Below are 19291 nucleotides of genomic sequence, written 5' to 3'. Positions count from 1 at the left end.
TGTTTTCATGCCAACGATCAATCAATTGATTCGTAAGCCGAGAAAACCCATCGTAGATAAGAGCGACGTTCCTGCTCTGCAAGGCAATCCGCAAAAGCGCGGTGTTTGCACTCGCGTATATACGACTACACCTAAAAAGCCAAACTCAGCACTGCGTAAAGTGTGCCGTGTTCGTTTGACCAATGGCTTCGAAGTGTCTTCCTATATCGGCGGTGAAGGCCATAACTTGCAAGAGCACAGCGTGGTACTGATCCGTGGCGGTCGTGTTAAGGACTTGCCAGGTGTTCGTTACCATACTGTACGCGGTTCACTGGATACTTCTGGTGTTGCCAAGCGTAGACAGGGTCGTTCCAAGTACGGTGCTAAACGTCCTAAGTAATAGTGGGCGGATATTCATCCGCCGCCTATGCTTGCGTTTAATGTTTTCGGTTTACAAACCGAGTAAGGCCAAGCAAATTTCGAAGCAATCGGGCTTCAAATGTTGTCTTGGAAAATTCCTGAAGAGAGGCTATTTAAAATGCCAAGAAGACGTGTTGTCGCCAAGCGTGAGACGCTGCCGGATCCAAAATTCGGTAACGTAACTCTGGCGAAATTCATGAACCACGTGATGATCAGTGGTAAAAAATCGGTAGCAGAGCGCATCATTTACGGCGCAATGGATATCGTGCAAACCAAATTGAATCGTGATCCTTTGGAGGTTTTCTCTGAGGCTCTCGAAAACATCGCTCCTCTGGTTGAGGTTAAATCTCGCCGTGTGGGTGGTGCGACCTATCAAGTGCCTGTTGAAGTGCGTGCGTCACGTCGCAGTGCTCTGGCAATGCGTTGGTTGGTGGATTACTCGCGCAAGCGTGGTGAGAAATCAATGCCTGCGCGTCTGGCTGGTGAGCTGATGGATGCGGCACAAGGCAAAGGCGCAGCGGTTAAAAAGCGTGAAGACGTTCACCGCATGGCTGAAGCGAACAAGGCGTTCTCTCACTTCCGTTTCTAATGGAAGCTTGTTTAAGCGCCTATCGAAAAATAAGGGCAGCAATCGCTGCCTTTATCTTTAGAAGCGAATATGTAATCGGGAAATTCTGCTGTGGCACGTAAAACACCTATCGCACGTTATCGTAATATCGGTATTTGTGCTCACGTTGATGCGGGTAAAACGACAACAACTGAGCGCGTACTTTTTTATACCGGTTTATCTCACAAGATTGGTGAGGTGCATGACGGTGCGGCTACTACAGACTGGATGGTGCAGGAGCAGGAGCGTGGCATTACTATCACCTCGGCAGCTGTAACGACCTTCTGGAAGGGGATGGGTGGCCAGTTTGATGAGCATCGTATTAATGTAATTGATACGCCCGGACACGTAGATTTTACTATTGAGGTTGAGCGTTCATTGCGCGTCCTTGATGGTGCAGTAGTTGTTTTGTGTGGTTCTTCTGGTGTGCAGCCGCAAACTGAAACGGTATGGCGTCAGGCAAACAAATACGAAGTTCCTCGTATCGTATTTGTTAATAAAATGGATCGTACCGGCGCAAGTTATATGCGTGTTGTCGAGCAGCTGAAAACCCGACTGGGTGCAAATGCTGTTCCGCTGCAGATGACAATTGGTGCTGAAGACGAATTTAAAGGTGTGGTCGATCTGGTTAAGATGCGCGCCATCATCTGGAGTGAAGATGATCAGGGTATGACCTTCACTTACGAGCCAATTCCTGCGGATTTGGTATCGACTTGTGAAAAAATGCGCGAGTTTCTTGTTGAGTCGGCAGCTGAATCCAGTGAAGAATTGATGGAAAAGTATTTGGGCGGCGAAGAGTTGACCGAAGAGGAAATCAAGGCTGGTATTCGCGCACGTACTTTGGCAAATGAAATTATTCCTGTCATTGGTGGTTCGGCCTTTAAAAACAAAGGTGTTCAGGCGATGCTGGATGCGGTTATTGAATATCTGCCGGCGCCAACAGAAGTAAAAGCTATCGAGGGTGTGCTTGAGGATGGCGAAACGGTTGCAGTGCGTAAAGCGAGTGACGATGAACCTTTTTCTGCTCTAGCCTTTAAGATTGCTACAGACCCCTTTGTGGGCACCTTAACCTTTTTCCGTGTTTACTCTGGCACGCTTGAGTCTGGCGATACTGTGCTCAACTCGGTAAAAGGTAAGAAGGAGCGTGTTGGTCGTATGGTGCAAATGCACGCCAATCAGCGCAATGAAATTAAAGAGGTATTGGCTGGTGATATCGCTGCCGGTATCGGATTCAAGGATTGCACAACGGGCGACACCCTGTGTGCGCTGGATAGTGTGATTGTTCTTGAGCGCATGGACTTTCCTGAGCCGGTTATTCATGTGGCTGTTGAGCCAAAAACCAAGGTTGATCAGGAGAAGATGGGGGTTGCTCTGGGTAAATTGGCTCAAGAGGATCCGTCATTCCGTGTGCGTACAGATGAAGAGACTGGTCAGACCATTATTGGTGGTATGGGCGAGTTGCACCTCGACATCATCGTTGACCGTATGCGTCGCGAATTTGGTGTTGAGGCAAATATTGGTAAGCCGCAAGTGGCCTACCGCGAAGCTATCCGTAATACCTGCGAAATTGAAGGGCGTTTTGTTCGTCAGTCGGGTGGGCGCGGGCAGTTTGGGCATTGTTGGATTCGTTTCTCTCCTGCTGAGGATGAGGGCGCCGAAGGCTTGGAATTTGTAAATGAAATTGTGGGTGGTGTGGTTCCTAAGGAATTCATCCCTGCGATTCAAAAAGGTATTGCCGAGCAGATGCAAAACGGCGTACTGGCTGGCTATCCACTGTTGGGTTTGAAGGCTGTTGTTTTTGATGGCTCATACCATGACGTGGATTCGTCAGAAATGGCATTTAAGATTGCGGCATCCATGGCGACCAAGAAATTGGCGCAAAAGGGTGGTGCGGTTTTACTTGAGCCAATCATGAAGGTTGAAGTGGTTACTCCCGAAGCTAACATGGGTGATGTGGTTGGTGATTTAAATCGCCGCCGCGGCTTGATTCTGGGTATGGGTGAAAGCCCGATGGGTAAGGTAATTGATGCTGAAGTTCCGTTATCGGAAATGTTTGGTTATGCAACGGCCTTGCGTTCAGCAACTCAGGGGCGTGCAACTTACACCATGGAGTTTTTGAAGTATCAGGAAGCTGCTCGCAATGTCGCCGATGAGGTGATTGCGAAAAGTGGAATGCAACGCGACGAAGAATAGTTTTTGATATTTCATCTTAATACGAGGAATTGAAAAGTGGCTAAAGAGAAGTTTGAACGTAACAAGCCCCACGTCAACGTGGGCACCATTGGTCACGTTGACCACGGTAAAACCACGCTGACCGCCGCGTTGACCCGCGTGTGTGCAGAAAGCTGGGGTGGTGAGGCTGTAGCTTTTGATGGTATCGATAAGGCACCGGAAGAAAAAGCTCGCGGTATTACTATTAACACTTCACACGTAGAGTATGACTCACCAATTCGTCACTACGCTCACGTTGACTGCCCAGGCCACGCCGACTATGTGAAAAACATGATTACCGGTGCTGCCCAGATGGATGGTGCAATTCTGGTGTGTGGTGCGACCGATGGTCCGATGCCGCAAACTCGCGAGCACATCCTGTTGTCTCGCCAAGTAGGTGTTCCTTTCATCGTAGTATTCCTGAACAAGGCTGACTTGTTGGCGGAAGACTGTGGTGGTGTTGGTACCGAAGAGTACAACGAAATGTTGGAATTGGTAGAGATGGAGCTGCGTGAGTTGCTGTCTACCTATGACTTCCCGGGTGATGACACTCCAATCATCGCTGGTTCTGCATTGATGGCTCTTAATGGTCAAGATGATAACGAGCTGGGTACTTCTGCTGTGCGCAAGCTGGTTGAATCTTTGGATGCATACATTCCAGAGCCTGTACGTGCAATTGATCAGCCGTTCCTGATGCCAGTAGAAGATGTATTCTCTATCTCTGGTCGCGGTACTGTAGTAACTGGTCGTGTAGAGCGCGGTATTGTTAAAGTTGGCGAAGAAATTGCAATCGTTGGTTTGAAAGACACCGTTAAAACTACCTGTACTGGTGTTGAAATGTTCCGCAAGCTGCTCGACGAAGGTCGTGCTGGTGAGAATGTTGGTGTTCTGTTGCGTGGTACCAAGCGTGATGATGTTGAGCGTGGTCAAGTATTGTGTAAGCCCGGTTCAGTAACTCCGCACACCAAGTTTGAGTCAGAAGTGTACGTACTGTCTAAAGATGAAGGTGGTCGTCACACTCCATTCTTTAAAGGTTATCGTCCACAGTTCTACTTCCGTACTACTGACGTAACTGGTGCTGTTGAATTGCCAGAAGGTGTAGAGATGGTAATGCCAGGCGACAACATCAAGATGGTTGTTACCTTGATTCACCCAATCGCGATGGAAGATGGTTTGCGTTTTGCTATCCGTGAAGGTGGTCGTACTGTTGGTGCTGGTGTTGTTGCTAAAATCATTCAGTAAGATTTGCTGTTAAAAGGGGCGGGCCCATGTGGCCCGCTTTTTTATTTAATTGGGTTTTTGGGCTGCTTGATCAAATAATCGCAAATGAATTGATTATTTGTTGACAGGTCATTAACTCGCCATTAGAATTGCGCCTCCTTTTGCCGGGGTACTTTTCCCTTGCGCATTGGAAGTTCTTTAAAACAAACAATTGGAGTTTGGTTCACATGCAGAATCAACGCATTAGAATTCGCCTGAAGGCTTTTGATCACAAGCTTATTGACGCCTCTACTCAAGAGATCGTTGAAACAGCAAAGCGTACAGGTGCTCAAGTGCGCGGTCCGATTCCGCTGCCGACTCGTAAAGAGCGCTTCACTGTATTGATTTCCCCGCACGTTAATAAAGACGCGCGTGATCAATACGAGATCCGTACACATAAGCGTTTGCTGGATATTGTTGAGCCTACTGAAAAAACCGTTGATGCACTTATGAAGCTTGATTTGGCTGCTGGTGTTGAGGTTCAAATTAGTCTCGGCTAAGTAAATGTTTAAGGTTCGGGCGCATTGGGTGCTCGAACTGTGTAACGCTCTGAAATGGGCGGCCATAGCGGGTAAAAGCCCCGTACACTAAGAGGTTAGTAAAATGACGATTGGTATTGTCGGCCGCAAAAGCGGTATGACTCGTGTATTTACCGATGATGGTGTTTCCATCCCTGTCTCTGTGATTGAGGTTGAGCCTAACCGCATCACTCAGGTTAAAAACGTAGAGACTGACGGTTACTCTGCTGTGCAAGTAACTATTGGTGCTCGTCGTGCCTCCCGTGTTACCAAATCCGAAGCTGGCCACTTTGCTAAAGCTAACGTTGAAGCAGGTCGTGGTGTTTGGGAATTGCGTAACGAAGCTCAAGAAGCTTTCGAAGTTGGTGCAACAATTACTGTTGAGGCTTTCTCTGCAGGTCAAATAATTGATGTAACCGGCACATCTAAAGGTAAAGGTTTTGCTGGCGGTATTAAACGCTGGAACTTTGGTATGCAAGATGCGACTCACGGTAACTCCCGTTCGCACCGTGTACTTGGTTCTATCGGCCAGTGTCAATCTCCAGGTCGCGTATTCAAAGGCAAGAAAATGGCTGGTCACTTGGGTGCTGAGCGTGTAACCGTTCAAAACCTTGAGATCGTTCGTGTCGATGCTGAGCGCAATCTGCTTCTTGTTAAGGGTGCTATTCCTGGTGCTCCAGGTGGCGACGTTATTGTGCGTCCTGCTGTTAAAGCGCGCACTAACGCTTAAGTATCCGAGGGGAATCGACCATGGAATTAAAAATTGTTAGTCCCGGCGGCGCGCAAGGTACAGTTTCTGTATCTGAAGTTGCCTTCGGTAGAGAGTTTAATCAAGACCTGGTTCACCAAACTGTTGTTGCTTATATGGCTGGTGCTCGTCAGGGTACTAAGGCGCAAAAAACTCGCGCTGAAGTGTCTGGTGGTGGCAAAAAGCCTTGGCGTCAAAAGGGTACTGGTCGTGCTCGTGCGGGTACTATTCGTAGCCCAATCTGGCGTGGTGGTGGCGCGACTTTCGCTGCTAAGCCTCGCAACTTCGAGCAAAAGCTGAACAAGAAAATGTACCGTGCTGCTTTGCAGTGCATCCTGTCCGAGTTGAATCGTCAGGAACGTTTGATTGTTGTTGAGAGTTTTGATGTTGACGCGCCAAAGACCAAATCTTTGGTTCAAAAACTGGCTCAGTTCAATCTGACTGATGCTCTGATCATTACCGAAGAAATGAGTGAGAATTTGTTTCTTGCATCGCGCAACCTGTACAAGGTTGGTGTGATTGATGTGCAGGGTGTTGATCCTGTTAGTCTGATCGGTTTTGACAAAGTTGTCGTTACTGTTCCTGCTCTGAAAAAATTTGAGGAGATCCTGGGATGAACCAAGAACGCATTTATAAAGTGTTGCTAGGTCCTGTGGTTTCTGAGAAGTCAGCTGCAGCTGGTGAGACTAGTAATCAAGTGGTTTTCAAAGTGTTGGCTAACGCTAGCAAATTGGAGATTAAAGCCGCAGTTCAATCATTGTTCAACGCTAAAGTTGAGTCAGTAAATGTATTGAATGTTAAGGGCAAAACCAAGCGTACACGCTACGGAATCGGCAAGAGAAGCGATTGGAAAAAAGCGTATGTACGTCTTGAGCAAGGTCAAGAAATCGACTTTGCGGTAGCTGAGTAAGGGGATTGTTGCAATGCCAATTGTAAAATGTAAACCAACCTCTCCAGGTCGCCGCTTTGTAGTAAAGGTTGTTAATCCGGATTTGTATAAGGGTGATCCTTACGCTCCTCTGTTGGACAAAAAGTCTAAGTCAGGTGGTCGTAACAATACCGGTCGCATTACTACTCGCCATGTTGGTGGCGGCCATAAACAACATTACCGTGTAGTTGATTTCCGTCGTAACAAAGACGGCATCCCTGCAACTGTTGAGCGCATTGAGTACGATCCAAACCGTACTGCTTATATTGCTCTCGTATGTTATGCAGATGGTGAGCGTCGCTACATCATTGCGCCAAAAGGTTTGAGCGCTGGTGACAAAATTGAGTCGGGTAACGCTGCGGCTATCAAGCCAGGCAATGCTCTGCCAATCCGTAACATCCCGTTGGGTAGTGTAATTCACTGTGTTGAGCTCAAGCCTGGTAAGGGCGCTCAAATCGCTCGTTCTGCTGGTGCTTCTGCTCAGTTGGTTGCGCGCGATGGTGCTTACGCAACTTTGCGTCTGCGCAGCGGTGAAATGCGTAAAGTGTTGAGTGATTGTCGCGCAACTCTGGGTGAGGTCTCTAACAGTGAACACAATTTGCGCTCATTGGGCAAGGCTGGCGCCAAACGTTGGCTTGGCATTCGTCCTACTGTTCGCGGTGTTGCGATGAACCCGGTAGATCACCCAATGGGTGGTGGTGAAGGCCGTACTTCCGGCGGGCGTCACCCAGTTTCACCATGGGGTACTCCAACCAAGGGTTACAAAACGCGCAAAAACAAGCGCACCGATAACATGATTGTTCGTCGTCGCGACAAGAAATAAGCGCCGACTTAACAGCTGAATAGAGGAAGAGACAGTGCCACGTTCACTGAAAAAAGGTCCTTTCATCGACCTTCACCTGATTAAGAAGGTCGAAGCCGCGATCGCGAGCAATGATCGTCGTCCAATCAAGACTTGGTCTCGCCGTTCCATGATCATGCCAGAAATGGTTGGTCTGACTCTGGCGGTGCACAACGGACGTCAGCATGTTCCGGTTCTGGTTAACGAAGAAATGGTTGGCCATAAGCTTGGCGAATTTGCAGCAACTCGCACTTATCGTGGCCATGCCGCTGATAAGAAAGCGAAAAAACGCTAATCGAGGTATACGATGGAAGTAGCAGCAAAATTAAGCGGTGCTCGTCTGTCGGCGCAAAAAGCGCGTTTGGTTGCTGATCAAATTCGCGGTAAGGGCGTTGAAGACGCGCTTGATATCCTGGCCTTTAGTACCAAGAAGGGCGCAGAGATCATCAAGAAAGTGCTGGAATCTGCAATTGCAAATGCCGAGCACAACGAAGGCGCTGATGTTGATGAGTTGAAAGTAAAAACGATTTTTGTGGATGAGGGTGTAAGCCTGAAACGCATTAAGCCACGTGCCAAAGGCCGTGCTGATCGTATTACCAAGCGTACTTGTCATATCACCGTTAAAGTAGCCGATAAGTAAGAGAGCGCGTTATGGGTCAGAAAGTACATCCAAACGGTATTCGTCTGGGGATCATCAAAAAGCATACTTCTATTTGGTATGCCGATGGCACCGATTACGCAGACAAACTCAACATCGATTTGAAAGTACGTGCGTACATTCAAGACAAGCTTGCTAGTGCGTCAGTTAGCCGCGTTGATATCGAACGCCCCGCTAATACTGCGCGCATTACTATTCACACTGCCCGTCCAGGTATTGTGATTGGTAAAAAAGGCGAAGATGTTGATAAGTTGCGCGCTGAAGTTAGCAAACAAATGGGCGTGCCTGTTCATATTAATATTGAAGAGATTCGCAAGCCTGATTTGGATGCAGCATTGGTTGCGCAAGGCGTGGCTCAGCAACTCGAGCGTCGTGTAATGTTCCGTCGCGCTATGAAGCGCGCAGTTCAAAACGCAATGCGTCAAGGTGCTGAAGGTATCAAGATCCAAGTGGGTGGCCGCTTGGGTGGTGCCGAAATCGCTCGTACTGAGTGGTATCGCGAAGGTCGTGTACCTCTGCACACTCTGCGTGCAGATATCGATTATGCAACAGCAGAAGCGAACACCACCTACGGTATCATTGGTGTAAAAGTGTGGGTTTTCAAAGGCGAAGTTATCGGTGACGTTACTGAAACCGAAGCAGCGTCCAAGAAAAAAACCGCTAAATCCAAGTAAGGGGTACGCATCATGTTACAACCTAAGCGTACAAAGTTTCGCAAGCAGATGAAAGGCCGCAACCGCGGTCTGGCCCAGCGTGGCTCCAAAGTTAGCTTTGGTGATTTCGGCTTGAAGGCAACTGGTCGCGGTCGCATTACTGCGCGTCAAATCGAAGCAGCACGTCGTGCGATGACTCGTCACGTTAAGCGTGGCGGTAAAATCTGGATCCGTGTGTTCCCCGATAAGCCGATTACAGCTAAACCACTCGAAGTTCGTATGGGTAGCGGTAAAGGTGGTGTTGAATACTGGGTAGCGCAAATTCGTCCTGGTAAGGTTCTCTACGAGATGGATGGTGTAAGCGAGGAATTAGCTCGTCAAGCCTTCGCCCTTGCTGCGGCTAAATTGCCAATTACAACAACATTTGTTAAACGTTCGGTGATGTGATGAAAGCTTCAGAACTCCGCGAAAAATCCGTCGAAGAGCTGAATGGCGTCTTATTGGAACAATTAAAAGAGCAGTTCAAACTGCGCTTGCAGGCTTCTACTGGCCAATTGAACCAATCGCACTTGCTGTCGCAAGTTCGCAAAGACATCGCTCGCATCAAGACGGCGCTTAGTCAAAAGGCAGGTAAGTAACGATGACTCAAGAAACTAAAGTGGCTCGTACACTGACTGGCAAAGTTGTCAGCGACAAGATGGATAAAACCATCACCGTGTTGATTGAGCGTCGTGTAAAGCATGAGCTTTACGGTAAATACACTACTAAATCATCCAAGCTTCACGCTCACGATGAAAATAATGAGTGCAAGATAGGTGATTTAGTGACTGTATCTGAGTCGCGTCCCCTGTCAAAAACCAAGACCTGGTCTTTAGTGAAAATTGAAGAGCGCGCATCAGAAGTCTAAGACTTCCGCGCTTTTGTAAGTCAGTTTCGGAGACGGACGATGATTCAAACAGAAAGCTACTTAGATGTTGCTGACAACAGCGGTGCTCGCCGTGTCATGTGCATCAAGGTTCTTGGCGGCTCTCACCGTCGCTATGCGGCAGTGGGCGACATCATCAAAGTTACCGTTAAGGAAGCAATTCCTCGCGGTAAGGTGAAAAAAGGCCAAGTAATGAAGGCAGTTGTTGTACGCACCAAAAAAGGCGTGCGTCGTCAAGACGGTTCATTAATCAAGTTTGACGATAATGCTGCCGTACTGCTGAATAACCAAGATGCTCCGATTGGTACCCGTATTTTCGGACCTGTAACTCGTGAGTTACGTGGCGAGAAATTTATGAAAATCATTTCTTTGGCGCCAGAAGTGCTGTAAGCACTTTGCGTTAAAGAGTCGAGGGCAGATAAATGCGTAAAATTAAACGTGATGACGAAGTGATTGTTGTCGCCGGACGTGACAAGGGTAAGCGCGGTAAAGTAGTTCGCGTATTAGCCGAAGATCGTTTGATTGTAAGCGGCATCAACATGATCAAAAAACACCAAAAGCCAAACCCACAACTGGGTGTTGCTGGTGGGATCGTTGAAAAAGAAGCTGCGATTCATGCTTCCAATGTTGCCATCTACAATCCGGCAACCAAGAAGGCTGACCGCGTAGGTTTCAAAGTGCTTGAAAACGGCGAGAAAGTTCGTGTTTTCAAATCCAATGGTGAAACCCTAGGGGCGTAATGAAACATGGCAAGGTTAAAAGAGCTTTACGTTAAAGAAATCGCCCCCAAACTCAAGTCTGAGTTGGGCTTGGAAAATGTGATGGAAGTTCCTCGCATTACCAAAATCACCCTGAATATGGGTGTGGGCGAAGCAACTGGCGACAAGAAAATTCTTGAAAACGCCGTTAACGATCTGGTGAAAATTGCTGGTCAGAAAGTGGTTGTTACCAATGCGCGCAAATCTATCGCGGGTTTTAAAATTCGTGAAGAATGGCCAATTGGTTGCAAAGTAACTCTGCGTTCAGATCGTATGTACGAATTTTTGGATCGTCTGATTACCATTGCAATTCCACGTATTCGTGACTTCCGTGGTATCAGTCCAAAGCAATTTGATGGCCGCGGTAACTTTTCAATGGGTGTGACTGAGCAAATTATCTTCCCTGAAATCGACTATGACAAAGTAGATCGTTTGCGTGGTTTGGATATTTGTATCACCACTACTGCTCGTACCGATGAAGAAGGTCGTGCACTGTTGAAAGCATTTAACTTCCCTTTCAAAGGTTAAGGTGACGTCATGGCTAAGAAATCTATGATTGCACGCGAAGTTAAACGTGCAGAGACCGTGAAAAAATTTGCTGCCAAGCGTGCAGAATTGAAAGCGTTGATCGTTAGCCCTTCATCTACTGAAGAGCAAGTATGGGAAGCGCAAATCAAACTGCAAAAAATGCCTCGTGATGCCAGCGCATCTCGTCAACGCAATCGTTGCCGTGTGACTGGTCGTCCTCATGGTGTTTACCGCAAATTCGGCCTGTGCCGTCACAAGTTGCGCGAAGCAGCCATGCGTGGTGATGTCCCCGGCTTGGTTAAGGCCAGCTGGTAAGCCTCGGCTTAATTTTAGGAGCAGAATCTGATGAGCATGCAAGATCCAATGGCAGATATGCTGACCCGCATTCGCAACGCGCAAAACGTGGGTAAAGCAGCTGTAACCATGCCTTCTTCAAAATTGAAAGTAAGCGTGGCTAAAGTACTCTCTGATGAGGGTTACATTAATGGTTTTTCAGTTAGCGAAGGCGCTAAGCAAGAGCTGACTGTTGACCTGAAATACTTTGAAGGCAAGCCAGTAATTGTTGAGCTTGACCGTGTAAGTCGTCCTGGCTTGCGTAATTATGCTGGTAAAACTGCGCTGCCAACCGTTCGCGGTGGTTTAGGTATCGCAATTGTTTCTACCAGTAAAGGTGTAATGACTGATCGTGCTGCACGCGCCGCTGGCGTGGGTGGCGAAGTCCTCTGCACAGTATTCTAATTGGGAAATCGTCATGTCACGAGTTGCAAAAAGTCCGGTTGAAGTACCTGCTGCAGTGACTGTCACTCTTAACGGACAGTCTCTGTCCGTTAAAGGCAGCAAAGGTACATTGGCGCTGCAAGTTCACGCGAGTGTAGAAGTTAAGCACGAAAACAATGTGCTGACTTTTGCTCCACGTGATGGTGCCAAGCAGTCAGATGCGCTAGCAGGTACTACCCGTGCGCTAGTTAATAACATGGTTCGCGGTGTCACCCAGGGTTTCGAGAAGAAGTTGACCTTGGTTGGTGTTGGTTATCGTGTTAAAGCAGAAGGCAATACTGTAAACCTGTCTGTGGGTCTTTCTCATCCGGTAAATTACGTCCTGCCTGCAGGCGTTACCGTAGAGACCCCAAGTCAGACTGAAATAGTACTGAAAGGCAACGACAAGCAATTGCTTGGTCAGGTTGCCGCTGAAATCCGTGCATACCGTGAGCCAGAGCCATACAAAGGCAAGGGTATCCGTTATTCGGACGAAGTAGTACTGCGTAAAGAAGCTAAGAAGAAGTAGGCCTAGGATATGAGCGATAAAAAGCAAACCCGTCTTCGCCGTGCACGTCGTGCTCGCGCCAAGATTCGTGAATTAGGTGTTACGCGTTTATCTATCCATCGCACTCCGCGCCATATTTATGCACAGCTGATTTCTGGCGATGGTGCAAAAGTATTGGCAAGCGCTTCTACTCTGGATAAAGATTTGCGCAGTGGCAAAACTGGCAACGCTGAAGCAGCTAAAGCTGTAGGTGCTCTGATTGCAGAGCGCGCTAAAGCAGCAGGTGTTACTCAAGTCGCTTTTGACCGTAGTGGTTTCAAATACCACGGTCGCGTTAAGGCACTTGCTGACGCTGCTCGTGAAGGCGGACTGGAATTCTAAAGGTGAGATATGGCATACGCTAAGAAAGAAGAAGACAACAACGAAGGCTTGCAAGAGAAATTAGTTCAAGTTAATCGTGTTGCTAAAACTGTAAAGGGTGGTCGTATCTTTCAATTTACCGCACTGACTGTAGTTGGTGATGGTAATGGCAAAGTTGGTTTTGGCCGTGGTAAAGCTCGTGAAGTTCCTACTGCTATCCAAAAAGCAATGGAAGCTGCACGTCGTAACATGATTACTGTTGAGTTGAATGGCGATACCATTCAATACCCAACCAAAGGTGCTCATGGTGCGTCAAAGGTTTACATGCAACCAGCTTCGCAAGGTACTGGCGTTATCGCTGGCGGTGCAATGCGCGCCGTACTGGAAATCGCAGGTATTCAGAACGTTCTGTCCAAGTGCTACGGCTCAACCAATCCGGTTAACGTAGTTCGCGCCACTTTTAATGCGCTGAAAGAAATGACTTCTCCGGAAGCCGTTGCTGCCAAGCGTGGTAAAAGTGTTGAAGATATTCTGAACTAATCGACTGGTTCGATTACTAGAAGGCGGAATTCACCATGTCAAAGAAAATGATTAAAGTGACCCAGATCAAGAGCACTGCTCATCGTCTGGAGAGCCATAAAGCCTGTGTAAGAGGCCTTGGCTTGCGTCGCATCCGTCACACTGTTGAAGTAGAAGATACTCCTTCAGTTCGTGGCATGATTAATGTTGTTAACTATCTGGTTAAGGTAGAGGGAGAATAAGATGCGTCTGAATACCCTTAGCCCGGCACCGGGCAGTACTCACGCTAAAAAGCGTGTTGGTCGCGGTATTGGTAGTGGTTTAGGTAAGACTGCCGGCCGTGGTCACAAAGGTTTGAAGTCTCGTTCAGGTGGTTCTGTAAGACCCGGTTTCGAGGGCGGTCAAATGCCTTTGCAAATCCGTTTGCCTAAATACGGTTTTACTTCACGTATTAGCTTGGTGACTGCAGAAATCCGTTTGTCAGAATTGAATGCTGTTGAAGGTTCAGTTGTTGATATCGAGACTCTGAAGCAAGCAGGTTTGATTAGTTCAGTGATCAAACGTGCCAAGATTTTCGCTTCAGGTGAAGTCAAGAAAGCTGTCACTGTTAAGGGCCTGTCTGTATCTAAAGGTGCTAAAGCAGCGATTGAAGCCGCTGGCGGAACAGTAGAAGAGTAACGAGGCGCGAATGGCAACTCCAGGTAATCTGCCATTAGCAAATCAAAGAGGCTTGGGCGAGCTATGGGCTCGCCTGCGCTTTTTGTTTCTGGCTATAGTGATTTATCGTATTGGTACTCACATACCAGTGCCAGGTTTAGATCCAGAGAGAATTGCAAATCTGTTTAATCAAAACCAAGGGACTATCTTGGGCATGTTTAACATGTTCTCTGGTGGTGCTTTGGAGCGGATGAGTATTCTTGCGCTGGGTATCATGCCTTACATTTCTGCATCGATTATTATGCAGTTGCTGACGGCAGTTACTCCTTCATTGGAGCAGTTGAAGAAAGAAGGTGATGCTGGTCGTCGCAAGATTAACCAGTATACTCGTTACTTCACAGTGGTTTTGGCAAGTGTTCAAGCATTGGCAATGGCTGTTAGCTTTTCCTCTTATGCTTTTGGTGGTGAGCCAAGCTTCTCTTACTACTTCATTGCGGTGGTCTCTTTGGTGACTGGTGCAGTATTTATGATGTGGTTGGGTGAGCAGGTTACAGAGCGCGGTATTGGCAATGGTATATCCATGCTGATCTTCGCAGGTATCGTAGCTGGTATGCCAAGTGCCATAGGTCAAGCGTTTGAAAGTGCAAGACAGGGTGATTTACATATTATTGCTCTGTTGGTTGTCACTATTCTTGCTGTTGCAGTGATTTGGTTTGTTGTGCGTATTGAGCGTGGCCAACGTCGTATCACAATTAACTACGCCAAGCGTCAACAAGGTCGCCAAGGTTATGCTGCGCAAAGCAGTCATCTGCCATTAAAAATCAATATGGCAGGTGTAATTCCGGCTATCTTTGCCAGTAGTATTTTATTATTTCCTGCATCTATTGCCCAGTGGTTTGGTCAAGGTGGTGAGGGTGTTGCGAATGAAATGCTGCAGGAATTGGCTCTTGCAATTGGTCCAGGGCAGCCTTTATATATTTTGTTTTTTGCTGGTCTGATTACGTTTTTCTGCTTCTTCTATACGGCTCTAATGTTTAACCCTAAAGAAGTCGCTGAGAATCTAAAAAAATCGGGTGCATATATCCCGGGCATTCGCCCAGGTGAGCACTCAGCTAAATATATTGATAGTGTTCTAACTCGCTTAACTGTAGTTGGTGCTATTTATATGTCGGCAGTTTGCTTGTTGCCTGAGTTCCTTGTAGTTGCCACTGGTGTGCCATTCTACTTGGGCGGAACTTCACTGCTCATCGTAGTGGTTGTTGTGATGGACTTTATGTCTCAGGTCCAGGCTCACTTGATGTCTCATCAATATGAATCATTGATGAAGAAGTCAAATTTGAAAGGATATGGCAGCGGCAACGCACGCTAATCCGTGATATTGAGGTTGAATCATGAAAGTTCGTGCTTCTGTTAAAAAGATTTGTCGTAATTGCAAAATGGTGCGTCGTAACGGTGTTCTGCGTGTTATCTGCAACGTTGAGCCGCGCCATAAGCAGCGTCAAGGCTAATACCTAACGTTTCGGCATCAAGTTAAGGCAGGAGTCACCTAGTGACTCCTGCCTTAACTTTTAAGTTGAAACATTTGGTTTGGCATCGGGGGCGTTGACTGTCGTCAAGTAAGAAATTGCTTGGCTATTGCTTTTGGGTGTATTTGCAGCTATCCTGCGCGCCTTTTGTTCAGGGCGAGGGTGGCGCTTACGCTGTCAACGCTACAATTTAAGTGTTACTGGAGTAATTTGAATGGCTCGTATTGCTGGTGTAAACATACCAGATAACAAACACGCCGTTATCTCATTGACTTATGTGTATGGGATTGGCCGTACCACAGCCAAGCAAATCTGTGCTGCTACTGGCATTGCTGAAGATGTAAAAATCGGCACTTTGTCAGAAGAGCAGATGGATTCTATCCGTGCTGAGGTTGCTAAGCGCACCGTAGAGGGTGACTTGCGTCGTGTAATATCTATGAATATTAAGCGTTTGATGGATTTGGGATGCTACCGTGGCTTGCGCCATCGTCGTGGTTTGCCACTTCGTGGTCAGCGCACTAAAACGAACGCTCGTACCCGTAAAGGCCCACGTAAGCCAATTAAGAAGTAATTCTTGCTTACGTCTTTCATTCACTTACGGTAACAAATTAGTAGGAAGAAATTGCTATGGCTAAGCCAAGTAATAAAACCACAGCCAAGAAAAAAGTTAAAAAGACGGTAGTAGATGGCGTTGCGCACATCCATGCCTCTTTTAACAACACCATCGTGACAATCACTGATCGTCAAGGCAATGCACTTGCTTGGGCGACCTCCGGTGGTTCTGGTTTCCGTGGTTCACGTAAAAGTACTCCTTTTGCTGCTCAGGTTGCTGCTGAGCGCGCTGGTGAAGCGGCAAAAGAATATGGTTTGAAGAACCTCGACGTCGAAGTTAAGGGCCCAGGCCCAGGCCGCGAATCTGCTGTTCGCGCACTTAACAATGTTGGTTACAAAATTACTAACATTACTGACGTTACGCCGATTCCTCACAACGGTTGTCGTCCGCCGAAGAAACGTCGCGTATAAGGGGGAGTAGAGAATGGCTCGTTATATTGGACCTACCTGTAAACTGTCTCGCCGTGAAGGTACCGATCTTTTTCTTAAGAGTGGTGCGCGTGCGTTAGACTCAAAATGTAAAATTGAAACTGCTCCTGGTCAACACGGTCAACGTCGTGGTCGTTTGTCTGACTATGGTGTGCAGTTGCGTGAAAAGCAAAAAGTTCGTCGTATTTACGGCATTCTGGAAAAACAATTCCGCGGTTACTACAAAGAAGCTGCTCGCCGTAAAGGTGCAAGCGGTGAGAACTTGTTGAAGTTGCTTGAATGCCGTTTGGATAACGTTGTATATCGCATGGGCTTTGGCTCTACTCGTGCAGAATCTCGTCAGTTGGTGTCTCACAAAGCAATCAGCGTAAACGGCAAAACTGTTAATGTTGCTTCTTATCAGGTTGCTGCTGGTGATGTTGTTGCTGTGCGTGAGAAAGCTAAGAAGCAACTGCGTGTACAAAACGCATTGAACTTGGCTGGTCAACGTAGCAATGTCGAGTGGGTTGATGTGAATAGCGAGAAGAAAGAAGGCGTTTTCAAGCGCGTTCCTGATCGTATTGATTTGCCTGCTGATATCAATGAGAACCTCATCGTCGAGCTTTACTCCAAGTAAGGGACGAACCGCTAACAGGTGTGGCTATGCAGACTGCAGTAAACGAATTTTTAACTCCGCGTCATATCGATGTTTCAGAAAGTGGTCCAACTCGCGCTCGTGTAGTATTGGAACCTCTGGAACGTGGTTTTGGACATACTTTAGGCAACGCATTGCGTCGTATTTTGCTTTCTTCAATGGCTGGTTGTGCTATTACAGAAGTAGAAATCGATGGTGTGCTGCATGAATACAGCGCCATTGAAGGTGTTCGTGAGGATGTAATTGAAATCCTTCTGAACCTTAAAGGTGTTGCGGTAATTATGCACGGTAAGGATCATGCGGTTCTTACTCTGACTAAAAAAGGCCCCGGTGTTGTTACTGCTGCTGATATTCAGCTTGATCATGATGTGGAAATTAAAAACCCAGATCATGTAATTGCGAATATTACTGGCAATACTGAATTGAAAATGCGCCTGACAATTGCCCGTGGTCGTGGCTACCAACCAGCAGATAGTCGTCGTCGTGATGATGATGAAAGTCGTGCTATTGGTCGCTTGCAATTAGATGCATCTTTCAGTCCAGTTAAGCGTTTGGCTTACAGTGTTGAAAGTGCACGTGTTGAGCAGCGTACTGACTTGGACAAGTTGATTTTGGATCTGGAAACTAATGGCACCATTGATCCTGAAGAAGCTATCCGTCGCGCAGCGACTATTCTGCAGCAACAACTTGCTGTATTTGTTGATCTGGAAGGCGAAAAACAATCTGCACCGGAGCAAAAAGAAGAGGCGATTGACCCAATTCTGCTGCGCCCTGTTGATGATCTTGAGCTTACCGTTCGTTCAGCAAACTGCTTGAAAGCGGAAAACATTTACTATATTGGTGATTTGATACAGCGCACAGAAGTAGAGCTGTTGAAGACTCCAAATTTGGGTAAAAAATCTCTTACCGAGATCAAAGATGTGCTGGCTTCACGCGGTCTGTCGCTCGGTATGCGTTTGGAAAACTGGCCACCGGCTAGCTTGAGAAACGACTAAAAACTGAAATAACCCGCTGTTATCACTCAGGTGATAACAGCGGGTTATTTTTATTATTAGTTCGCCCGTCAACTCACTTCGGTGCGGGTGATTAACGAGATTGCTGTTAGCAATCCATTTTTGAAGGAATTTTGTCATGCGTCATAAATTAAGTGGTCGTCAATTAGGCCGTAATGCTTCTCACCGTAAAGCTATGTTTCGTAACATGGTTATTTCTTTGGTTGAGCATGAATTAATTAAAACTACTTTACCAAAAGCAAAAGAGCTGCGTCGTTTTGCAGAACCTCTGATTACTTTGGCTAAAGTGGATAGCGTTGCTAACCGCCGCTTGGCGTTTGCCCGTTTGAACAGCAAAGAAGCTGTAGGTAAGTTGTTCAGTCAGCTTGGCCCACGTTACAACACTCGTCCAGGTGGTTATGTGCGCATTTTGAAATGCGGTTTCCGTGCTGGTGATAAAGCTCCTATGGCTTATGTAGAGTTGGTTGACCGCCCGGTTAAAGCTCTCGAAGCTGCTGTAGACGCTGAATAAGCTTCTGCTCGCTTTAAAAATAAAAAGGCCAAGCAGAGATGCTTGGCCTTTTTATTTTCGGTTTCCCTATTTTTCTTCTACGCAACCCTTCTCGCCTTCAGGCAATTTTTCCAAGCGAACGTTAGTGATGCTAACCGTAAATTTCCCTTCTGTTGCTATGGTAAAAGGGCCGGCGATTTTGCTTAAATCAAAGTTATCGCTTTTAAAACAATTGAGTGGAATGGGCAGAGAAAACCATTCGCCTTTGGGCATTTTTTTGATCATGCCGTTAATGGCGATGTCTGCTTGGCAGGGGTAGCCGCAATTTAATCCGACTCTTACATCTTTGTCGGGTTTTACATCGACACGCATATCAATGGTGAGTGAGGCGGCGTCTTTAAATTTGGACATGTCGATTGCATTGCCATAGAGTCCAAAGCTCCCAACCACTTTTTGTTTCTTCGACCAGGTGAGCTGGATGGCATCGCCTTTCGCTTGAAAATCAACGGGCGCAACAGTGAGTTTGCCGCTGGCTGATTTTCCTCCGCGCCCCTGTAAATTGATATTCCAATTACTTGGATCACCGAGTGCGATGGAGCGCTGGATTAGCTCGCCTTTAACTAGATAAAAATAGTTTGGGTTGAGGTTGTCATTTTGGGCATGGCTGATTGATGGTAAAGAACAGAGAAAAATTGCCGGTGCCATTGCCAGAGTGCGAAACAAGGATTTTTTCATAGGAATCTCACTAAGTTA

33 protein-coding genes are annotated in these 19291 nt (G+C 47.1%); 32 read left to right on the top strand and 1 reads right to left on the bottom strand.

What is annotated here, in order from left to right; all coding sequences use genetic code 11:
- The first annotated feature begins 7 nt into the window (after nucleotides 1–7).
- From rpsL to rplQ, 32 genes are all read left to right on the top strand, one after another.
- Nucleotides 8–379, top strand: a complete 372-nt coding sequence (gene rpsL / locus SPL68_RS15350) for a 30S ribosomal protein S12 (RefSeq protein ID WP_323816039.1) — start codon at nucleotides 8–10, stop codon at nucleotides 377–379.
- Between the two features lie 138 nt (nucleotides 380–517).
- Complete coding sequence (rpsG, locus tag SPL68_RS15345; RefSeq protein ID WP_133684968.1) at nucleotides 518–988, top strand: 30S ribosomal protein S7; 471 nt, start codon at nucleotides 518–520, stop codon at nucleotides 986–988.
- Nucleotides 989–1078: 90 nt separating this feature from the next.
- Complete coding sequence (fusA, locus tag SPL68_RS15340) at nucleotides 1079–3199, top strand: elongation factor G (protein WP_323816038.1); 2121 nt, start codon at nucleotides 1079–1081, stop codon at nucleotides 3197–3199.
- Nucleotides 3200–3235: 36 nt separating this feature from the next.
- Nucleotides 3236–4459 carry an elongation factor Tu gene (gene tuf, locus SPL68_RS15335; RefSeq protein WP_323816037.1) on the top strand — a complete coding sequence of 408 codons (1224 nt, stop codon included), beginning with the start codon at nucleotides 3236–3238 and terminating at the stop codon, nucleotides 4457–4459.
- Nucleotides 4460–4665: 206 nt separating this feature from the next.
- On the top strand, nucleotides 4666–4977 hold the full coding sequence (gene rpsJ / locus SPL68_RS15330; RefSeq protein ID WP_007644456.1) for a 30S ribosomal protein S10: 312 nt from the start codon (nucleotides 4666–4668) through the stop codon (nucleotides 4975–4977).
- Between the two features lie 103 nt (nucleotides 4978–5080).
- Nucleotides 5081–5725 carry a 50S ribosomal protein L3 gene (gene rplC, locus SPL68_RS15325; RefSeq protein ID WP_323816036.1) on the top strand — a complete coding sequence of 215 codons (645 nt, stop codon included), beginning with the start codon at nucleotides 5081–5083 and terminating at the stop codon, nucleotides 5723–5725.
- A 20-nt stretch (nucleotides 5726–5745) separates the two neighbouring features.
- Complete coding sequence (rplD, locus tag SPL68_RS15320) at nucleotides 5746–6360, top strand: 50S ribosomal protein L4 (protein ID WP_049630921.1); 615 nt, start codon at nucleotides 5746–5748, stop codon at nucleotides 6358–6360.
- Nucleotides 6357–6653 (top strand): 50S ribosomal protein L23, encoded by a 297-nt coding sequence (gene rplW / locus SPL68_RS15315; protein ID WP_323816035.1) that lies wholly within the window; start codon nucleotides 6357–6359, stop codon nucleotides 6651–6653. Before rplD ends, rplW begins: the two co-directional genes overlap by 4 nt.
- 13 nt (nucleotides 6654–6666) lie before the next feature.
- The gene (gene rplB / locus SPL68_RS15310; RefSeq protein ID WP_310073252.1) at nucleotides 6667–7494 is read left to right on the top strand and encodes a 50S ribosomal protein L2; all 828 of its coding nucleotides are present in this window, start codon (nucleotides 6667–6669) and stop codon (nucleotides 7492–7494) included.
- Nucleotides 7495–7528: 34 nt separating this feature from the next.
- Entirely contained in the window at nucleotides 7529–7807 is a 279-nt protein-coding gene (gene rpsS, locus SPL68_RS15305) for a 30S ribosomal protein S19 (protein WP_039912567.1), read from the top strand.
- Between the two features lie 12 nt (nucleotides 7808–7819).
- The gene (rplV, locus tag SPL68_RS15300; RefSeq protein WP_007644463.1) at nucleotides 7820–8152 is read left to right on the top strand and encodes a 50S ribosomal protein L22; all 333 of its coding nucleotides are present in this window, start codon (nucleotides 7820–7822) and stop codon (nucleotides 8150–8152) included.
- 11 nt (nucleotides 8153–8163) lie between these two features.
- Nucleotides 8164–8844 (top strand): 30S ribosomal protein S3, encoded by a 681-nt coding sequence (gene rpsC, locus SPL68_RS15295; RefSeq protein ID WP_323816034.1) that lies wholly within the window; start codon nucleotides 8164–8166, stop codon nucleotides 8842–8844.
- Nucleotides 8845–8856: 12 nt separating this feature from the next.
- Nucleotides 8857–9270, top strand: coding sequence for a 50S ribosomal protein L16 (gene rplP, locus SPL68_RS15290; RefSeq protein ID WP_062059495.1), 414 nt, complete (start codon nucleotides 8857–8859; stop codon nucleotides 9268–9270).
- The gene (gene rpmC, locus SPL68_RS15285; RefSeq protein ID WP_323816033.1) at nucleotides 9270–9461 is read left to right on the top strand and encodes a 50S ribosomal protein L29; all 192 of its coding nucleotides are present in this window, start codon (nucleotides 9270–9272) and stop codon (nucleotides 9459–9461) included. Before rplP ends, rpmC begins: the two co-directional genes overlap by 1 nt.
- Nucleotides 9462–9463: 2 nt before the next feature.
- Nucleotides 9464–9730 carry a 30S ribosomal protein S17 gene (gene rpsQ / locus SPL68_RS15280; RefSeq protein WP_039912573.1) on the top strand — a complete coding sequence of 89 codons (267 nt, stop codon included), beginning with the start codon at nucleotides 9464–9466 and terminating at the stop codon, nucleotides 9728–9730.
- Between the two features lie 39 nt (nucleotides 9731–9769).
- A complete protein-coding gene (rplN, locus tag SPL68_RS15275) occupies nucleotides 9770–10138 on the top strand; it encodes a 50S ribosomal protein L14 (protein ID WP_007644480.1) in 369 nt (122 codons plus the stop codon).
- A gap of 32 nt (nucleotides 10139–10170) precedes the next feature.
- On the top strand, nucleotides 10171–10488 hold the full coding sequence (rplX, locus tag SPL68_RS15270) for a 50S ribosomal protein L24 (RefSeq protein ID WP_323816032.1): 318 nt from the start codon (nucleotides 10171–10173) through the stop codon (nucleotides 10486–10488).
- A 6-nt stretch (nucleotides 10489–10494) separates the two neighbouring features.
- Nucleotides 10495–11034 (top strand): 50S ribosomal protein L5, encoded by a 540-nt coding sequence (rplE, locus tag SPL68_RS15265; protein WP_323816031.1) that lies wholly within the window; start codon nucleotides 10495–10497, stop codon nucleotides 11032–11034.
- A gap of 9 nt (nucleotides 11035–11043) precedes the next feature.
- On the top strand, nucleotides 11044–11349 hold the full coding sequence (gene rpsN / locus SPL68_RS15260; protein WP_062059503.1) for a 30S ribosomal protein S14: 306 nt from the start codon (nucleotides 11044–11046) through the stop codon (nucleotides 11347–11349).
- A gap of 30 nt (nucleotides 11350–11379) precedes the next feature.
- The gene (rpsH, locus tag SPL68_RS15255) at nucleotides 11380–11772 is read left to right on the top strand and encodes a 30S ribosomal protein S8 (protein WP_323816030.1); all 393 of its coding nucleotides are present in this window, start codon (nucleotides 11380–11382) and stop codon (nucleotides 11770–11772) included.
- 13 nt (nucleotides 11773–11785) lie between these two features.
- Nucleotides 11786–12319, top strand: coding sequence for a 50S ribosomal protein L6 (gene rplF / locus SPL68_RS15250; RefSeq protein ID WP_323816029.1), 534 nt, complete (start codon nucleotides 11786–11788; stop codon nucleotides 12317–12319).
- A 9-nt stretch (nucleotides 12320–12328) separates the two neighbouring features.
- Entirely contained in the window at nucleotides 12329–12679 is a 351-nt protein-coding gene (rplR, locus tag SPL68_RS15245; RefSeq protein WP_323816028.1) for a 50S ribosomal protein L18, read from the top strand.
- 9 nt (nucleotides 12680–12688) lie between these two features.
- Nucleotides 12689–13198, top strand: a complete 510-nt coding sequence (gene rpsE, locus SPL68_RS15240; protein WP_323816027.1) for a 30S ribosomal protein S5 — start codon at nucleotides 12689–12691, stop codon at nucleotides 13196–13198.
- Nucleotides 13199–13233: 35 nt separating this feature from the next.
- Nucleotides 13234–13419 carry a 50S ribosomal protein L30 gene (gene rpmD / locus SPL68_RS15235; protein ID WP_133684979.1) on the top strand — a complete coding sequence of 62 codons (186 nt, stop codon included), beginning with the start codon at nucleotides 13234–13236 and terminating at the stop codon, nucleotides 13417–13419.
- 1 nt (nucleotide 13420) lies between these two features.
- Nucleotides 13421–13855 carry a 50S ribosomal protein L15 gene (gene rplO / locus SPL68_RS15230; RefSeq protein ID WP_323816026.1) on the top strand — a complete coding sequence of 145 codons (435 nt, stop codon included), beginning with the start codon at nucleotides 13421–13423 and terminating at the stop codon, nucleotides 13853–13855.
- 10 nt (nucleotides 13856–13865) lie between these two features.
- Nucleotides 13866–15203, top strand: a complete 1338-nt coding sequence (gene secY, locus SPL68_RS15225; protein ID WP_323816025.1) for a preprotein translocase subunit SecY — start codon at nucleotides 13866–13868, stop codon at nucleotides 15201–15203.
- A 22-nt stretch (nucleotides 15204–15225) separates the two neighbouring features.
- Entirely contained in the window at nucleotides 15226–15342 is a 117-nt protein-coding gene (gene rpmJ / locus SPL68_RS15220) for a 50S ribosomal protein L36 (protein ID WP_039912586.1), read from the top strand.
- A gap of 232 nt (nucleotides 15343–15574) precedes the next feature.
- Nucleotides 15575–15931, top strand: a complete 357-nt coding sequence (gene rpsM / locus SPL68_RS15215) for a 30S ribosomal protein S13 (RefSeq protein WP_323816024.1) — start codon at nucleotides 15575–15577, stop codon at nucleotides 15929–15931.
- A gap of 56 nt (nucleotides 15932–15987) precedes the next feature.
- Nucleotides 15988–16383, top strand: a complete 396-nt coding sequence (rpsK, locus tag SPL68_RS15210) for a 30S ribosomal protein S11 (RefSeq protein ID WP_049630903.1) — start codon at nucleotides 15988–15990, stop codon at nucleotides 16381–16383.
- A 13-nt stretch (nucleotides 16384–16396) separates the two neighbouring features.
- A complete protein-coding gene (gene rpsD, locus SPL68_RS15205; protein ID WP_323816023.1) occupies nucleotides 16397–17017 on the top strand; it encodes a 30S ribosomal protein S4 in 621 nt (206 codons plus the stop codon).
- A 26-nt stretch (nucleotides 17018–17043) separates the two neighbouring features.
- Entirely contained in the window at nucleotides 17044–18030 is a 987-nt protein-coding gene (locus SPL68_RS15200) for a DNA-directed RNA polymerase subunit alpha (RefSeq protein ID WP_323816022.1), read from the top strand.
- Between the two features lie 136 nt (nucleotides 18031–18166).
- A complete protein-coding gene (gene rplQ, locus SPL68_RS15195; protein ID WP_323816021.1) occupies nucleotides 18167–18559 on the top strand; it encodes a 50S ribosomal protein L17 in 393 nt (130 codons plus the stop codon).
- A gap of 66 nt (nucleotides 18560–18625) precedes the next feature.
- Here the strand turns inward: rplQ and SPL68_RS15190 are convergent, their stop codons facing one another.
- Nucleotides 18626–19273, bottom strand: a complete 648-nt coding sequence (locus SPL68_RS15190) for a putative glycoside hydrolase (protein ID WP_323816020.1) — start codon at nucleotides 19271–19273, stop codon at nucleotides 18626–18628.
- Between the last annotated feature and the right edge of the window lie 18 nt (nucleotides 19274–19291).

This window comes from Cellvibrio chitinivorans (assembly GCF_035117775.1).
GTDB lineage: Bacteria > Pseudomonadota > Gammaproteobacteria > Pseudomonadales > Cellvibrionaceae > Cellvibrio > Cellvibrio chitinivorans.
The sequence above is the reverse complement of the archived record's forward strand: the minus strand, read 5'-3'. Positions and strand labels throughout refer to the sequence as shown.

What these genes read in the sequence shown, in the direction of transcription:
- rpsL (WP_323816039.1), top strand. Translation starts at nt 8, where the DNA reads ATGCCAACGATCAATCAATTGATTCGTAAGCCGAGAAAACCCATCGTA.
- rpsG (WP_133684968.1), top strand. Translation starts at nt 518, where the DNA reads ATGCCAAGAAGACGTGTTGTCGCCAAGCGTGAGACGCTGCCGGATCCA.
- rpsJ (WP_007644456.1), top strand. Translation starts at nt 4,666, where the DNA reads ATGCAGAATCAACGCATTAGAATTCGCCTGAAGGCTTTTGATCACAAG.
- rplC (WP_323816036.1), top strand. Translation starts at nt 5,081, where the DNA reads ATGACGATTGGTATTGTCGGCCGCAAAAGCGGTATGACTCGTGTATTT.
- rplD (WP_049630921.1), top strand. Translation starts at nt 5,746, where the DNA reads ATGGAATTAAAAATTGTTAGTCCCGGCGGCGCGCAAGGTACAGTTTCT.
- rplW (WP_323816035.1), top strand. Translation starts at nt 6,357, where the DNA reads ATGAACCAAGAACGCATTTATAAAGTGTTGCTAGGTCCTGTGGTTTCT.
- rplB (WP_310073252.1), top strand. Translation starts at nt 6,667, where the DNA reads ATGCCAATTGTAAAATGTAAACCAACCTCTCCAGGTCGCCGCTTTGTA.
- rplV (WP_007644463.1), top strand. Translation starts at nt 7,820, where the DNA reads ATGGAAGTAGCAGCAAAATTAAGCGGTGCTCGTCTGTCGGCGCAAAAA.
- rpsC (WP_323816034.1), top strand. Translation starts at nt 8,164, where the DNA reads ATGGGTCAGAAAGTACATCCAAACGGTATTCGTCTGGGGATCATCAAA.
- rplP (WP_062059495.1), top strand. Translation starts at nt 8,857, where the DNA reads ATGTTACAACCTAAGCGTACAAAGTTTCGCAAGCAGATGAAAGGCCGC.
- rpmC (WP_323816033.1), top strand. Translation starts at nt 9,270, where the DNA reads ATGAAAGCTTCAGAACTCCGCGAAAAATCCGTCGAAGAGCTGAATGGC.
- rpsQ (WP_039912573.1), top strand. Translation starts at nt 9,464, where the DNA reads ATGACTCAAGAAACTAAAGTGGCTCGTACACTGACTGGCAAAGTTGTC.
- rplN (WP_007644480.1), top strand. Translation starts at nt 9,770, where the DNA reads ATGATTCAAACAGAAAGCTACTTAGATGTTGCTGACAACAGCGGTGCT.
- rplX (WP_323816032.1), top strand. Translation starts at nt 10,171, where the DNA reads ATGCGTAAAATTAAACGTGATGACGAAGTGATTGTTGTCGCCGGACGT.
- rplE (WP_323816031.1), top strand. Translation starts at nt 10,495, where the DNA reads ATGGCAAGGTTAAAAGAGCTTTACGTTAAAGAAATCGCCCCCAAACTC.
- rpsN (WP_062059503.1), top strand. Translation starts at nt 11,044, where the DNA reads ATGGCTAAGAAATCTATGATTGCACGCGAAGTTAAACGTGCAGAGACC.
- rpsH (WP_323816030.1), top strand. Translation starts at nt 11,380, where the DNA reads ATGAGCATGCAAGATCCAATGGCAGATATGCTGACCCGCATTCGCAAC.
- rplF (WP_323816029.1), top strand. Translation starts at nt 11,786, where the DNA reads ATGTCACGAGTTGCAAAAAGTCCGGTTGAAGTACCTGCTGCAGTGACT.
- rplR (WP_323816028.1), top strand. Translation starts at nt 12,329, where the DNA reads ATGAGCGATAAAAAGCAAACCCGTCTTCGCCGTGCACGTCGTGCTCGC.
- rpsE (WP_323816027.1), top strand. Translation starts at nt 12,689, where the DNA reads ATGGCATACGCTAAGAAAGAAGAAGACAACAACGAAGGCTTGCAAGAG.
- rpmD (WP_133684979.1), top strand. Translation starts at nt 13,234, where the DNA reads ATGTCAAAGAAAATGATTAAAGTGACCCAGATCAAGAGCACTGCTCAT.
- rplO (WP_323816026.1), top strand. Translation starts at nt 13,421, where the DNA reads ATGCGTCTGAATACCCTTAGCCCGGCACCGGGCAGTACTCACGCTAAA.
- secY (WP_323816025.1), top strand. Translation starts at nt 13,866, where the DNA reads ATGGCAACTCCAGGTAATCTGCCATTAGCAAATCAAAGAGGCTTGGGC.
- rpmJ (WP_039912586.1), top strand. Translation starts at nt 15,226, where the DNA reads ATGAAAGTTCGTGCTTCTGTTAAAAAGATTTGTCGTAATTGCAAAATG.
- rpsM (WP_323816024.1), top strand. Translation starts at nt 15,575, where the DNA reads ATGGCTCGTATTGCTGGTGTAAACATACCAGATAACAAACACGCCGTT.
- rpsK (WP_049630903.1), top strand. Translation starts at nt 15,988, where the DNA reads ATGGCTAAGCCAAGTAATAAAACCACAGCCAAGAAAAAAGTTAAAAAG.
- rpsD (WP_323816023.1), top strand. Translation starts at nt 16,397, where the DNA reads ATGGCTCGTTATATTGGACCTACCTGTAAACTGTCTCGCCGTGAAGGT.
- SPL68_RS15200 (WP_323816022.1), top strand. Translation starts at nt 17,044, where the DNA reads ATGCAGACTGCAGTAAACGAATTTTTAACTCCGCGTCATATCGATGTT.
- rplQ (WP_323816021.1), top strand. Translation starts at nt 18,167, where the DNA reads ATGCGTCATAAATTAAGTGGTCGTCAATTAGGCCGTAATGCTTCTCAC.
- SPL68_RS15190 (WP_323816020.1), bottom strand. Translation starts at nt 19,273, where the DNA reads ATGAAAAAATCCTTGTTTCGCACTCTGGCAATGGCACCGGCAATTTTT.